Consider the following 14,820-nt stretch of genomic DNA (forward strand, 5'->3'; position numbering starts at 1 on the left):
TCATTAGGTTGTCATTGATGGTCATTACTTGTCATTCCTGGTGTCTAACAATTAATGACAAATAATGACCATCAATGACAACAAATGACCCTTATTTATGCCAACAACATTCAGCTTACATAACCCTACTCCTGGCCTGCACTGGTACGTCAGCAAACCGCTGGGCACCGACCAGATTGCGGCCATTCGTGACCCTCAGGGTGGTCAAACCATAAAACAGCCCACCTCTATTCCAAGTCCATTTGCCCGGATGGATCTGGTGCGTTCGGCCTTCCTCAATCTGGCTCTTAGGCCCGACCTGAGCGGCACCATGAACGATCAGCGTGTGGTATCCGACGCGCTCGATGTGGGTGAGTTATTTTTCAACTACGACAAGCTCAAGACTTACATCACCATTACTCCCTTCGACGTTCAAACCGATCTCAACCGGCTTCGCCAGTCGACCAATCAGGGGCACAAACGTCTTGGTGATGCGCTAAAACTCTTTCTGGATCAGGATGCGCCCGAGTACAATTTCGGGGATATCAACCGCCTGTTCGTACTGAGCTACCGGGGGCGGGTGGTTGGCGGAACATCACCCAAAACGTTGTTTTTCAGTTCAGGCAACGATCTAAGTTGGGTCGATGTATCGATGGGAAATGATCGACTGTTCGACGCATCCGTTTGCCCGTTGCACCAGCGTGACATTGAATACCAGAAGTTCTGGTACGCAATCAAGCAGTTCATGCCCAACTTCCGCGACCGCTTCCGCGAAGTAGACGACTACCTGAACCGAAGCCGTAGTCTGTTGCAGCAGCAAAACCCGAGCTTGTTCTACGAACATATCGAGTCGCATAATGGGCAACCGTTGCTAACACGCGAAAAATTCGATCAGGATTTCGATGAACTGACCACCGGACCGGGTGATATTGTGGAAGTACTGGGTTTCCCGCTTCGTAAGAAAAAGTCCGATGCCCGCGCAATCGACAAAGTCAGTGATTTCATTATCAAGTCTGATAAGTACGCCCGGCTGAATCCAAATCAACCACGGCCAATGGCGCTACAAAACCGCTTTTTCCGGCAGTTCATGTACGTACCACAGGCGCAGTGGAACTCGAATACGCCGGTGCCCTACTACGCCCGCGAGTCGTGGCGCGACAACCAGCGTCCCTTACCAGGTCAGCCCGGAAATTACCCCTGGCTCACGGTCAGTGATTTGCTGGAGCCCTACCTGATCCGGCTACCCTTCCCAACCGATCGGGGTCGGTTCTTCGATGGAAATCTACAAACGCCCGCTACCGACAAAGGCTTTCTGCTTCCGCTCAAAAAGGATTTCTTTGACTTCTTCGATGTCGATGATTTGCTCACGGGTCGGGTTCGATTGAAGATGACCCCACAGGGGGGCGGGATCAATGTAACGCTCGATATTCCGGTCACAGCGCCCAACCAACCCGGTAACCAGTTCGTCACTTTCGAACGGGTGTATAGTCTCACAGCGGGCACCTCAAGTGCACCGAACGAAGCCAGTAACGAGGGCATCATTGTCGAGAATTCATTTACGGTCAACATCTATCCGTTTGTTCGGTCGGGTGCGGTTACTGTACCTGCCGATTATCGGGTGCAGCTTATTGAATCGGGTTTCGATAGCCAGAACCAATATGAGCTGGCCTATTTCGGCCAGAAGGACAATGCAGAGGTAAAAGCGGAATCGAAGCATCAGCGCACAGTCCGTCAACAGAATACGGATGGATCGAGTGTGTATTATGTACTGCGCGAGGAGTTCGATTACTTACAGGCGAACATCCGTGGCGATGGCCGTGAAATGAATGGGGTGCTCATTCCGCGCTGGCAGTTGTATAACGGCGGTAGCAAGCAGTTTGAGTTTTCGGTGGATTTTGGGACAACCAATACCCACGTTGAATACAAAGTGGATGGGGGATCACCCCGCCCGTTCGACGTGGCCGAACTGACCCCACAGGTAGCTACTTTAGTAGCTCCGGCGCAGTACAATCCGGCCCTGTTCGAGTTGTTTTTGCTGTACGACCTGGAGTTCGTTCCGCCAACTATCGGTCCCGGTCGCCCGGATAATTTCCCGACACGAACGGCCATTGCCGAGCCGATGAATCTAAGTTTCAATCAGCAGACGCAGGCGCTCGCCGATTTCAATATTCCATTCTACGTAGAGCGGCAACCGGCCGGTTCCAACCGCATCACCACCAACTTAAAATGGGCCAAAACCAGCGACCAGACCGAACGTCGTGTCGAGGCTTTCCTGGAAGAGTTGCTGATGCTCATCAAGAATAAGGTGCTGACCGAAGGTGGCAATCTGGCCCAAACTACAGTGTACTGGTTCTTCCCCGCCAGTATGACCCCCGGCCGGGTGAGTCAACTCCGCGCCGACTGGCAGTTGCTGTATGACCGCTATATTGGCGGGTCGGCGGGTCGATTGCGCGAGGTGTCGGAGTCGGTAGCTCCATTCTATTATTACAAACAGAATCCAACGTTGAGTGCATCGGCCCGGCCTGTTATTAACGTGGATATTGGTGGTGGCACATCTGATGTGGTCGTGTATGAACGCAACGAGCCTAAGCTGTTGACCTCGTTCCGGTTTGCGGGTAATGCCATCTACGGTGATGCCTTCAGCGAATACGGTGCGGCCAGTCACAACGGTTTCGTGCGCAAATACGCCGACCGGATTCAGACATTGCTGGATAGCCAGAGCCTAGGTAACCTGAGTGATAACAACCGGCGAATTCTGGATACAAATCGGTCGGAAGACATTATGGCATTCTGGTTCTCCATCGAAAAAAGCAACGATGTGAAAGCCAAAAGTATGCTGTCGTTCAACGGCATACTAGCCAAAGATGAGGATCTGAAAGTAGTATTCGTGTTGTTCTATTCGGCGCTGCTTTACCATATTGCGCGGCTGATGAAGCACCGGAATATCAGTTTACCGGGAGCCATTACGTTTAGCGGGACGGGCTCGAAACTGCTCACCATCATTAGTTCCGACGATCAGATGCTGGGTAAACTGGCACGGGCAATTTTCGAGAAAGTATACGATCAAACGTACGATCCCAGTGGACTAACGCTGTTTTATGAACGTAAGGGCCCTAAAGAAGTAACCTGCAAAGGCGCACTTATGCAGCCCGCCAACAGCCGCCCGGTTGATACCGAGGCTATTAATTATGTCTATCCGGCTACCTTTAATGACGAGTTTCCGGCATTAACGTACGCTGACTTACGCAAGCCGGAAGTGATCGACTCGTTGCTGAAAGAAACCAATGCGTTCATCGACTTCTTCTTCGCCATCAACCAGCAGTTTAGTTTCGTCAGAAACCTGAATGTATCGGCACGGTCGCTGGTGATTGCGCAGCAGGAGCTACGAACGCACCTGGACACCTCGCTTATGGACGGTATTCAACGGAAAGAGGGCGATGTGGCTGCGGAGTACAGTGGCATGACCGACGCCCTTGGCGCACCGATTGAAGAAACGTTGTTCTTTTATCCACTCATTGGCGCCATTAACAAATTAGCCAACGCATTAGCGTAAAATAGGGTCATTCATGGTCAATAATTGTCATTGGTAGTCATGTATGGTTACAAATTACAATCACTGGCTATGAATGACAACTAATGACTATGAATGACAAACTTATGCGAACAATCCTCTTTTTTATACTAACTCTGCTTACAACCGGATCCTTCGCTCAGAGCATCAACCAATCGGCGGTTGATACGATGACGAAGGATGTGGCCATTGCTGTTTTTGGTAAAATCAGCCAGGAAAAAGGTCAGTTGAAAGCGCAAACCATTTATACCCAGTTACTAAGTTGCAGCGATGGGTGCGATCCGCAGACCATTATCCGCACCGTTGGGAGCTGGGATCAGGTTGGCGTAAAAATGCAGGAGCTGAGTGAACTAAAAAACACAGCGGCCTTTAACACGATGTCGCCAGAAGAAGCAAACGCGGCTATTCGGAAGCAGTTAGGTACTTTCTATGCTCGATACAAAGCCGACAACAATTATGGTAAGCCGCTCAACTCATCGGTACAGGCGCAGATATTGGCTAAAATTGACCGCATGCTACCGCCCGCTGTGGCCCCTGAGCCAACCCCAACGGTTTCGGAAAGTGCATCGGTTTCTGAAGCGGTGCCAGGTAATGATATAGACCCGGCAGCCTTTCAAATTGGCAAGCTAGAGCGTGAAGGAAAGGAACGAGAGGAAAAACAACTCTGGATGATGATCGTCAGTGGATTAGTTGGATTGTTGGTCGGCGCAGGAGCCATTTATTTATTATTATACCGGTCAGCGCAGGCCGAACTGCAAGCGTTACTGGCGGAAAACAATCGGCTGCGAAATTCCCTGGAATCATTCCAGAAAGCTAATTCTGGTAACAATGTCAATACGGTACGAGTCGACTATCGTCAGAAAGCAGATGCTTACGACGCGATTGCTAGGGAACTGGATACTGATAAACCGCTGGTTGTGATTCGGCAACTGAAAAAACAAAGTGGCGATGTCCCGCCAAAATCCGCGCCCGTTGTGCGCTCGAGTGAGCCCATTGTTGAGCCAGTTACAGCGCCTGAACCCGTTCAGATTCAGGAGCCGACACCCATCGTTCAGGTGCCTGAGCCTCTACCAGCCCCTACCCGCTCGGAAGTATTCTATTTCCCCCCACCCGATCCAAACGGACAATTCGATCTATCCCAGAAATCCGGCTCACTCTCCCCCGAATCGGCCTACCGGTTCAGTGTTAGCGCCGAAAACCCATCGGTAGCTTCGTTCCGGTTTGAGGCCGAACCAGGCCGTCTAGCACGGTTTCTGACGTATCGAAACTACATGATTGAACCCGCCTGCGAGAGTGAGAATAGCTATACGGCTACCCACACCCGTATTACGATGCGTCGGGATGGGACCGCAATGCTCGAAAACGGAGTCTGGCGCGTGAAGACAAAGGCATTGATTCGGTACGAATAAACAAGGCCGATGGCAGTGCGAGGATTGTCTATATCACCACTGTCGCTGAAATCTTTGAGAAGTTATACCACAAGAAAGAAGAGCACCACGCCTGAGATATGCTCATTTTTTGACAGGATTACAGGATTAACAGGATTGATTTTATCACCAAAAATTCTGTTAATCCTGTAATCCTGTCAAAAAATTATGTACCCAGGCGTCTTGTCCGGGTCGCTCATTCGTTACATAGGTATGAAAACCACACATGTTAGCTTATTGGCTATCCGATTCACTATATTCATCTGCCTGTTCGCAATAACCGTTTACCTGTCAGGTTGTTCGGGATGTTCACGATCTGGAAGTCATCAGCCGCGCAAAAGCAAACATAGTAAGGCAGATCAGCCCAGGAGTCAAACGGCCCAGACAGCAGCCCCGATACCAAAACCAACCCTAACCCAAATTGGGAGTGGCCCCACGGAAGTGGCTATGGAAAAAGAAAAAGGCGTTTATAAAGTCCCGGTTATCATTAATGGCCATCCCATGAAATTCATTCTGGATACCGGCGCCAGCCTGATTTCTATATCCTCCACCGAAGCCGAGTTCATGATGAAACAAGGCACAATTACCGAAGATGATATTGTAGGCCAGTCGCGGTTTGAAGATGCAAATGGCGACTTATCGCCCGGTGATCTAATTCGGCTAAAATCCGTGCAGATCGGAGACCGGGTTCTCGAAAATGTGACGGCCAATGTAGTGCGTAGTACAAAGGCTCCTTTGCTGCTGGGTCAGTCGGCGTTATCGAAGTTTGGTAAAATTTCCGTGGATTATCGACGGAACACGGTGACGTTCGACTGAAATTTGGTGTTTATTGCAGGATACTGCATTCCGACCCATTTGACGACCATGAATAAAACGGTAATTGACTACGTAAAATCGGTTTTTTCCGCCTTTGGCCTATTCGTTGCTCGTCGATATCCAAACGCGGTAAATGGTCATGACCTTACGTATGATCTGAAGGTAGTGGTCCACAAGGAAAATCCGCTTTGTTTTGATATAGGTGCTAATCGTGGGCAAACCATAGAACTACTTAAAAGCTGCTTCCGCAGCCCAGCTATTCATGCGTTTGAACCCTCATCTGCTACCTTTGCGGCCTTAGCAAGCCAATCGTTCGGTCCACAGGTAAAGCTTCACCAGCTTGCCTTGGGGGAACAGGCAGGCGTTGCTGAGTTTCGGAATTACACTCAATCGGAACTGAGTTCATTTCTTCCGATGAATGTCAACAAATCAGAAAATATATTTGCGGAAGAGAAGCTAATTTTGGCCGAATCCGTTCAGGTAGATACGCTGGATCATTTCTGTGCAACACACAGTATTGAGCAGATTGATTTACTTAAAATTGATACGCAGGGCTTTGAACTTCCAGTGTTGCGCGGAGGAGCTGAACTGTTCCGAAAAAAACGGGTTGGAGCCGTCTTACTGGAACTGAATTTTGCCCCCCTGTACGAAGGGCAATCCGATCCGCTGGAAATTCTTGCGCTGATGCGCATCCACAACATGCGACTGGTTGATTACTATGAAAAAGAACGGGCAAGTGGTATGGAGCTTTCCTGGACAACTGCCCTCTTTATGCGATATTCTTAAAACAAATAGAACGCTGATTCTTATGATCTTTAAGAACAGGTATGATTTTAAAAACTAATTTAAAGATCATCCTAAATCATATTAATCATAACAATCAGCGTTCTATTCAACGCCATCCAATGACTGAAACCGAACTGACCGACCGACTTCGCGAAGCCATTGTTCTCGACGGGCCCGACGTTTGGCGAACCAACGGCTACCTTCAGGATGCACAACAGGCAGGCCTTCCGTTGACCGACGCGCTGAAGCGGGCAAACGAAATAAGCCAGGAAGTAGCCAATAACAGCCTGTTGTTCCAAAACATACAGGCTCGTATTGCCCGTCTGGCTCAGCCTTCACGCGCTCACCTGATTGATCAGGATCTGAATCAGATTGTCAATGCGGCTACTTCGTTAAAGCTCTCTGCGGATTTTGTCCGGAATCGCTGGGTTCCCCTTGTCCTGCAACGTCTGGCTCCTACTCCGGCTCCAAAACCAGTTGAGCCTGTTGTAGTGGTGCCTCCTGCACCTGTAGTCGCTCCTATTGCTAAACCCGACACGTTTGAGGAGTTAATCAAATCAGAACCGGAATTACCCAAACCAGAGCCTCAACAGATTACGGTTCGTGATCCAGAGCCAATCAAACCACCTGTTACGCCACCACCTGTAGTGGTTGAACAACCGGCCCCAACAACGTCATCTAGCCTGCCAGAGCCCCCGCCTATTGTGCGCTCCTTTACGGCTACTCCTGCCCGTGTGCATAAGGGCCAATCCGTAACACTGGCCTGGGAAGTCGAGAATTTGCTGGCCGTAACAATTGATGATTTAGGAGAGGGTCTGTCGCCCACTAATCGGGGCTGGGTTAAACCGACGAAAAGTACAGACTATACCCTTTTTGATGCGAATAACAATCCATTGAGCACCGTTCGGGTAGATGTGATTCCCCGCGACCGGAGTGGCGTTTATGGCGTTTTATTCGCGATGGCGCTGTTGGCCATTATCTATTGGTTTATCAAAAGCAGTAACTCTCGCCCCCCTGAGCCAAAACCAAAGCGTAAAACTGAACAAAGAACCAGTTCGAGACAGGAAGAACAGTCAACCGAAGTTTCGGCAGTAAGCCATCAGGAACCCGATAAAGAACCCCCAACAAGTGAAGCGATCGATTCGCCAACGGCTGCTCCAAACGAACCGACCGTTGCCTCGACCGATGTCCCTCAACGCGAAGACAAACCTATAAACAAGCCTCTAGAAGCGAAACCCGTTATACCCGAGCCTGAAACAAAGCCCGCTACCCCAGCCGATGCCCGGCAGGGAAAATACGAAGAAGCTTTCGGCAACAAATTGTACGACAAAGTAGAACTCGGAGCCGATGAACGCGGCTGGCGACGGGCCCGTAGCAAAGGACGCTGGGGATACATCAATGAAGATGACGAATGGGTAATTCAGCCCGAATTTGAAGCCGTTACGCCCTTCCGCGGCAACACAGCCGCCGTATTCCTCAACGGCCAGCTCATGACCATCAACCGAAACGGCGAACAGGTGAGGAATTAATGTTGGTGAAAGTAGTGTAGTTAGTGTAATGAGTGAAGTAAGTGCAGTAGGAAAAACACTCCTCCACCAACTTCACTTACTTCACTCATTACACTAACTACACTACTACACTCACTCCACCAATCGCTAATTCCCCAACACTACACTTAGCTTCTGGAACGATGTCCAATAGCCCGAAGCGGCTAACCCGATGCCATTTCCGGGAAGCATTTTGAAGGCGTAGGGACTCGTTCGGATTTCCTGGGCGTTAATGTAAAATCGTAGCGTTTCTCCTTTGCGCTGAATCATCAGTCTATTCCGGTTCTTTTCAACCGACACGCCGGGCAGGAAGTAATCGCCGGGCATATAATCGCTAAAGGTTTTTCCGTTGGCCACGCGGATAATCGATACTTCGCCCTTCACATTCAGCATAAAGGCCGAATAATTGAGCGAATCTTTTACCCCAAAGAGCACTCCACCTGTTGGAACCTGACCAGAATCGGCTAATACATCAACTTTTATCGTGAAAAGATCAGCCCGGTTCAGATTGATATCGGTGGGCAACTCAACAGCACTGAACGCCACTTGCTGGGTGTTTGTATTACGCTTTCGAATGCTGTAACGCCCCATCCCAATCTGATAATTGTAATCCCCATGATTACCCGCTTTCCAGCCATTCCGGTTGGTTGCAAAATCGCCTGTAAAAGCGGGCCGAAAGTCGGGACTGGACGACGTGATAACAGGAGCAGGCTCCGCTTGTTCAGTGGGCTGGACTACCGGTTGAGGAACAGGGGCCGCTGGCGTATTAACAGGCCGGGCAGTGGCCAATCGAGCGGTTGCTTTAAGCGTTACTTTTTTCCATTCGCTGGAAGCCGAATAAACTGCCGATTTTGTACGTCGCCCCGTCGACTGCGCAACGCTGATGACCGATACCAGAACGATAAAGCTACTTGTCAGGAACAGACGCATAATTAATGAGTGAAAGAATGAGAGAGTAAAAGAGCGAAAAGCTGCATTAGAATTTTCACCACAACGGAGAAGCATTCTTTCACTCTTTCGCTCTTTAAAACGAGTACCGTACAACAGCCGTCATCTGTCCGGCCTGAAGACCGGGCCGAAGTGAAACCCCATCAATACGCCGGGCTTCTTTCTGAATCTGAGTATTACGCAGGCCTTTAATAAAGGTTAGAATCACATCGGCAGCCGCCACAACTACAGCACCTCGGGTAGCCATGAAATACCGATGGTGGTGGTCGTTGGCAGTTTGGTAGTAGGGTTCCCCCGCCGTCGCGTTCTTCTGATCCTCGTAAATAGCAAAGGCATCCTGCGATTTTTTCCGCTCTGCCAATCCATAGGCAATCAGCCCATAACAGCCGACCGTCAATAACGGACGCAGGCCAATTTTGGGTTTCGGCAGTTGCACAAAAATATTCCCAATACCCGGTGCCACGGCCGACAATAATGCCCAGGCGGGTCCGGCATAGCGCATTCGTTTAGGCCGAACCGTATCCGCTACCGCAGCCGTCGGGGCAGGTTCAACAGATTGCACTACGGCGATGGTTTGTGAGGCTGGTTGTTGTGGAACCGGCGTTGAAACCCCTACTGAAGCCGGTGGCTGAGAGGGCGGCACAGCAACCACAGGCGTGGGCGTGACTGGCTGCGAGGGTACAGAATCAGCTGCGAAAATGGATGGTTTTGGTCGAGTTGTTCGGTTACGTGATGATGTCGACGTTTTCGATATGGGTTCTTCACGAACGACAGATTCTTTTGCTGTTGGCTTTGGCGGAACAGGCTCCGGTTTAGGCGTTGTCACAACCGGCTTCTGAACGGCTACGGGCTCCGGTAGGGTTGTGGGTTGGGAAGCAACGAGCGGAACGCTTGTTTTCACCAGCACTTTTGCCTGAACTTCTTCATTTAATGAATACCCATTGGCCAGCGCATCCCAGATAATCCGTCGATCAGACCCCGCCGTAATCTGAGTGCCTACATCGCCCCGCACAAATTCGGGCAGTATGCGTAACGGTCCCCGCAAGCGACTACGTATCTCAAAATAGACAGAGTCGCCAGCACGGGCATTCATGAGATCATACCGAATTTCGAGTTGTACCGAATCAACCACATAAATCCGAACATTTCGGACGCGCTCCTGCGCCTGGCCCGGCAAAACCAGAAATAGGCAAAGAAAAAAGAGGAGAAGTAGGCGCATAATGAGTTAATTGCTGACAGTAACTTGCCGGGTAGCCGTAAATTTATCATCGCACGAATTGGCAATACTGAGCGTAATCGTGTACGTGCCAGGTTGATCGTAGCTGTACGTTACTCGTGTACCAACGCGGGTTTTCCCTTTATTATCGCCCGGGTCCCAGCCAGCAACGCCGATGTCGCCCTGGGGATTATCCAGAAAAAAAGTAACATCTAACTGCCCAACTGTATAGCCAATCGAAGCCGACGGTTTCGCGCATACAGGGAAGTTTTTTTTCGTTAGATCAAAGGGCTCACAGGCTATTGTAGCCAGCCATACCAGTAAAAAAACAGAACGCTTTAGCATAATTATCTGCTCGGACGTAACAAAGTAAGCAATACTTATGGAACGAAATACAGTCTATTAGGGAAATCCGTTTCTTGTGCTGATTTCCAATTTCAGATTCAGTCGTTAACGGAACCCAACATTTTCGTAAATTTATACAACTCACTGCCTTTGCCTTACGCCATGCGCTGGTCTGCCAAAACCAAAGATGAATTAGTGGCCGAAATTCAACGACTACACCACGAACGCGACGGACTCACCTTGTCTGACGCTCAGCCTATATTCAACGTTCGCCAAACCGTTGACCAACTCAATTTAGTTGGTCTCACCATTGAGCGCGACGGAACCCTTAGCTATGCCAATCCGTATACGTACCGCGTTACAGCCTGGCAACCCGAGGATGTTATCGGCAAAAACTTTTTCGAAATCTTCATTCCTCCTACCGACCGTGCCCGACTCGAAATCGAATTCGAAGACGCTTTAGTGAAAGGAGGATTTCCCGAACAAAAAGAAATCACCCTCCTTGCCCGCTCGGGTGCTTTGCGCAATGTGCAACTCAACTCCGTAATTATCAATGGCGATGATGGCCATGTGTCGTCGTTTACCGTTATTGGCGAAGATGTAACAAACAAACGTCGGGTTGCTTCTGCCCTATCCAATACCAACGCGCAGCTTCAGGATTTGGTCGATAACACGTCCGATCTGATTCAGTTACTAACGCTCGATGGCAAATTTATCTTCGTGAACCGTGCCTGGCGCGAAGCGCTTGGATATAGCTCCGAAGAGATTTCGGCACTGAACCTGCGGGATGTTCTTCACCCCGATTATGCCACCAGTACACTCGGTCTGCTCAGACGCATTCAGGAAGGCGATAAACTCCCTTATGTTGAAACCGTTTTTCGGAGTAAAACCGGCAAAACCCTGTTTCTATCCGGGAGTGTCAACTGCCGGTTCGATAACGGTCGTCCTACGGCCTTCCGCTGTATTCTGCACGATACAACAGGCAAAATCCGGGCCGAAAAATCGCAAAAGCTCTATTACAGTATTGCCAACTGGACAATTAATACACCCAATCTTGGCGAACTATATCATAAAATTCATGAAGAACTAGGCAACATTATCGACGCGCGTAATTTCTTCATTGCGCTCTATGACTCCACCAAAACGTTTTTATCCTTCCCGTACTATGTTGATGAGTACTTCGGGAGTAATATGCGATTTACCAAACGGAAATTAGGGAATGGCATTATTGAATACACCATTCTGGCCAACAAGCCTTTATTTCTGTACGAGCGGGACATTCGTCAACTGGAAGAGCATCATAACATTGATCTGTATGGGCAACGCCAGCCGCAGGTAATGCTAACGGCCCCCCTTCGAATTGGCGACGAGATTACGGGGATCATCGGCGTAAAATCGTACGACGATGCGCAGACCTATGGACCCCGTGATCTGGAGTTGCTGGAGTTTATTTCGGGACAGGTGGCGCTGGCCATTGCCCGAAAGCAGTCGGAGGCACGCCTGGATAAGCAGAACGCCCGGCTGAACGCCATTTTCGACAGTAGTACGTATTTGATCTGGTCGGTGAATAAAGCGCTGCAACTCACCTCGTTCAACAAAAACTACGCCCGTCTGATTGAATATCAAGTCCATGAAACACCAGCCATCAAGGCCAGCGCGCCCGAACTTGGCTGGCGCATGATTGGGGATGACAATCGACAACGACTCGAAGAACATTACCGGAAAGCTTTCCGGGGGCATGCTCAGAATTTTGAACTCCATTTTATGACCCCCAGCGGTGAAACGTATTATGAGTTTCACCTCAACCCAATTTTACTGGCGGGTGGTGTTATTGACGAAGTATCGGGGATTGCCCGGAACATCACCAACCGCCGACGGGCTGAAATTGCCACCCGGCAGAGTGAAGAAAAATTCCGGGGTATCTTCGAAAATCTACAGGACATTTATGCCCGGGTAGATCGAAAAGGGCGCGTTACGATGATCAGCCCATCCATCTTTAAACGAATGGGGTACACGCCGGACGAAGTGCTGGGCCAGGAGATAACCAAGTTCTTTATCGACGAAAATGCGATTCGGCATGCCATGTTCAAACTAGGCCGGAATCGGAGCCTACGTAATTTCGAAGCGAGTATGCGTCGGAAAGATGGCAGCGAACGCCAGTACATGTTTAACATGCTGATGTTGAACGATGAACCGGGCAGTAACTCGGTAGTAGCTGTACTGGCCCGTGATATCACCGAGCTGAAAAAGCAATCGGCCGAGTTAGTAAAAGCAAAAGACGAAGCCGAACGGTCATTGAAAGTAAAAGAGCAGTTTCTGGCCAACATGAGTCACGAAATCCGAACGCCCATGAACGGGGTTATCGGCATGATTGATCTGCTGAACGATACGCAGTTGGACGAGGAACAGCGTAGCTATGTAAGAACCGTTAAACGCTCGTCGGAAACGCTGCTGAACATTCTGAACGACATTCTGGACCTCTCCAAAATTGAGGCCGGAAAGATGGTTCTTCACGAGTCGCCGGTAGCGTTTAAGGAGATTTTTGAGAAGCTGATTGCGCTCTTTGGTCAGCAGGCCAATTCTAAAAACAATGATCTAACGTATCATCTTGGGCCAGACCTGCCCACGTTTGTCATTGCCGACCAGACCCGGTTACTGCAAATTCTGTCGAATCTAACCAGCAATGCCATCAAATTCACTGAGCACGGTTCCATCCGGGTTGAGGCTTCGCTGATTAGCAAGCGGGGTAAATTCAACCGGATTCGGGTGGCGGTTAAGGATTCAGGGATCGGTATTTCTCCCCAGAATATTAACCTGCTGTTCAATTCGTTCAGTCAGGTAGATACGTCCTCCCGGAAATCATTCGGTGGTACGGGACTTGGGCTGGCCATTTCGAAAGAACTGGCTCACCTGATGAAAGGTGAAGTGGGCGTGGAATCAACGGTTGGCATGGGTAGCACCTTCTGGTTCACGATTGAACTGAAAGAAACCGCCATAAGCCCAACGCAACAGGCGACCGAAGTGGCCGAGATTGCCCTGGCCAACTTCTTCAGCACCTACCATCCGAATGTATTATTGGTCGATGATAATGCGGTGAACCGCAAAGTAGCGAGCGAAATCCTTCGAAAGTCAGGCTGCATTGTCACTACCGCCGACAGTGGCCCGGCCGCTATTCGGGAAGTAGAATCCAGAGAAGCAGGCGCTACTACCGGCGAATACGCGGGGTTTGATGTCATTTTTATGGACATACAGATGCCGGATATGGACGGTGTTGAAGCCACTCGCCGACTGCGCGAACAGTTTGGCAAACGCCTACCGACCATTGTAGCCATGACGGCCTATTCGATGAAGGAAGATCGGGAACGCTTCATCAGTCAGGGTCTGGACGACTATATTGCCAAGCCAATCCGTGCGCAGAGTCTGGTTGCCAAGGTCAAAGAGCTGACGGATGCAAATCGTGCCAAACATGCTCCTGAGCTTCCGGTGGCACCCGTAGCCAAACCCATCATGAAGGTTGCCGAACCCGCTTTACCCATTATTGACGAAGAGATTGTTGGGCAACTTCGCGACATAGGCGGTCAGGATTTGGTAGACAGCATCATGGAAGAATTCGTAACAGAAGCCAGTGACCTGGTCAACGGCTCGCTATCGGCTTACTCGTTGGGTGATATTCCGACCGTTAAGAGCCATCTGCATACCTTGAAAGGCAGTGCTGGTACCATCGGAGTATCCCGCGTAGCTGATATTGCGCGTACCGCCGAAGGTAAATTGAAACTCAACGATACCAGTGGGTTGGCCGAAGCATTACAGGCACTCGAGCAGGCATTCGAGGAGTTTTTGGCGGAGTGGAAGAAGTAAGTACGTACAGACGACTTTTATATACCCGGCAATGGAAAATACCAGTTCATTGCCGGGTATTTTAGTTAGTCATCCGCCAAACTCGCGTAGGCTTGGACATCGAATTCCTGAGCAATCCGTCACTCGGTTGGGAGCCTCCAGAATAACGTGATTAACCCTCCATAGTGGCCAATTTGCGCATGGCATGAATCTTGTATACCTGCATCAACCAAGGAGTTCTCAATCATTTATAGGAGCGATTTCTCCCCGGATTCGTTTCATCATCTCCCAAAACAGTCAGTAGATTATCAGTAGTCACCCGAATTTGACCGGCGAGTATATACTTGG

General features: G+C 49.8%; 9 protein-coding genes. 6 read left to right on the forward strand and 3 right to left on the reverse strand.

Annotated features, from left to right (window positions below):
• Positions 1 to 97 precede the first annotated feature (97 nt).
• The 5 genes from EXU85_RS25195 (at position 98) to EXU85_RS25215 (ending at position 8,108) form a co-directional block, all read left to right on the forward strand.
• Positions 98 to 3,532, forward strand: coding sequence for a hypothetical protein (locus tag EXU85_RS25195; protein WP_142774737.1), 3,435 nt, complete (start codon positions 98 to 100; stop codon positions 3,530 to 3,532).
• Between the two features lie 104 nt (positions 3,533 to 3,636).
• Positions 3,637 to 4,959 carry a hypothetical protein gene (locus EXU85_RS25200; RefSeq protein ID WP_142774738.1) on the forward strand — a complete coding sequence of 441 codons (1,323 nt, stop codon included), beginning with the start codon at positions 3,637 to 3,639 and terminating at the stop codon, positions 4,957 to 4,959.
• A 231-nt stretch (positions 4,960 to 5,190) separates the two neighbouring features.
• The gene (locus EXU85_RS25205; protein ID WP_142774739.1) at positions 5,191 to 5,793 is read left to right on the forward strand and encodes a TIGR02281 family clan AA aspartic protease; all 603 of its coding nucleotides are present in this window, start codon (positions 5,191 to 5,193) and stop codon (positions 5,791 to 5,793) included.
• A 48-nt stretch (positions 5,794 to 5,841) separates the two neighbouring features.
• Entirely contained in the window at positions 5,842 to 6,579 is a 738-nt protein-coding gene (locus EXU85_RS25210; protein WP_142774740.1) for an FkbM family methyltransferase, read from the forward strand.
• A 119-nt stretch (positions 6,580 to 6,698) separates the two neighbouring features.
• Complete coding sequence (locus EXU85_RS25215; protein ID WP_142774741.1) at positions 6,699 to 8,108, forward strand: WG repeat-containing protein; 1,410 nt, start codon at positions 6,699 to 6,701, stop codon at positions 8,106 to 8,108.
• A 126-nt stretch (positions 8,109 to 8,234) separates the two neighbouring features.
• On the opposite strand, the gene EXU85_RS25220 is transcribed toward EXU85_RS25215, so the two are convergent.
• From EXU85_RS25220 to EXU85_RS25230, 3 genes are all read right to left on the reverse strand, one after another.
• Positions 8,235 to 9,056, reverse strand: coding sequence for a hypothetical protein (locus tag EXU85_RS25220; protein WP_142774742.1), 822 nt, complete (start codon positions 9,054 to 9,056; stop codon positions 8,235 to 8,237).
• A 94-nt stretch (positions 9,057 to 9,150) separates the two neighbouring features.
• Positions 9,151 to 10,293 carry a hypothetical protein gene (locus EXU85_RS25225; RefSeq protein WP_142774743.1) on the reverse strand — a complete coding sequence of 381 codons (1,143 nt, stop codon included), beginning with the start codon at positions 10,291 to 10,293 and terminating at the stop codon, positions 9,151 to 9,153.
• Between the two features lie 6 nt (positions 10,294 to 10,299).
• Positions 10,300 to 10,635, reverse strand: coding sequence for a PKD domain-containing protein (locus EXU85_RS25230; protein WP_142774744.1), 336 nt, complete (start codon positions 10,633 to 10,635; stop codon positions 10,300 to 10,302).
• A gap of 162 nt (positions 10,636 to 10,797) precedes the next feature.
• Here EXU85_RS25230 and EXU85_RS25235 point away from each other — a divergent pair, with 162 nt between their 5' ends.
• On the forward strand, positions 10,798 to 14,493 hold the full coding sequence (locus tag EXU85_RS25235; protein WP_142774745.1) for a PAS domain S-box protein: 3,696 nt from the start codon (positions 10,798 to 10,800) through the stop codon (positions 14,491 to 14,493).
• Positions 14,494 to 14,820: the final 327 nt, after the last annotated feature.

The organism is Spirosoma sp. KCTC 42546 (assembly GCF_006965485.1).
Lineage (GTDB): Bacteria > Bacteroidota > Bacteroidia > Cytophagales > Spirosomataceae > Spirosoma.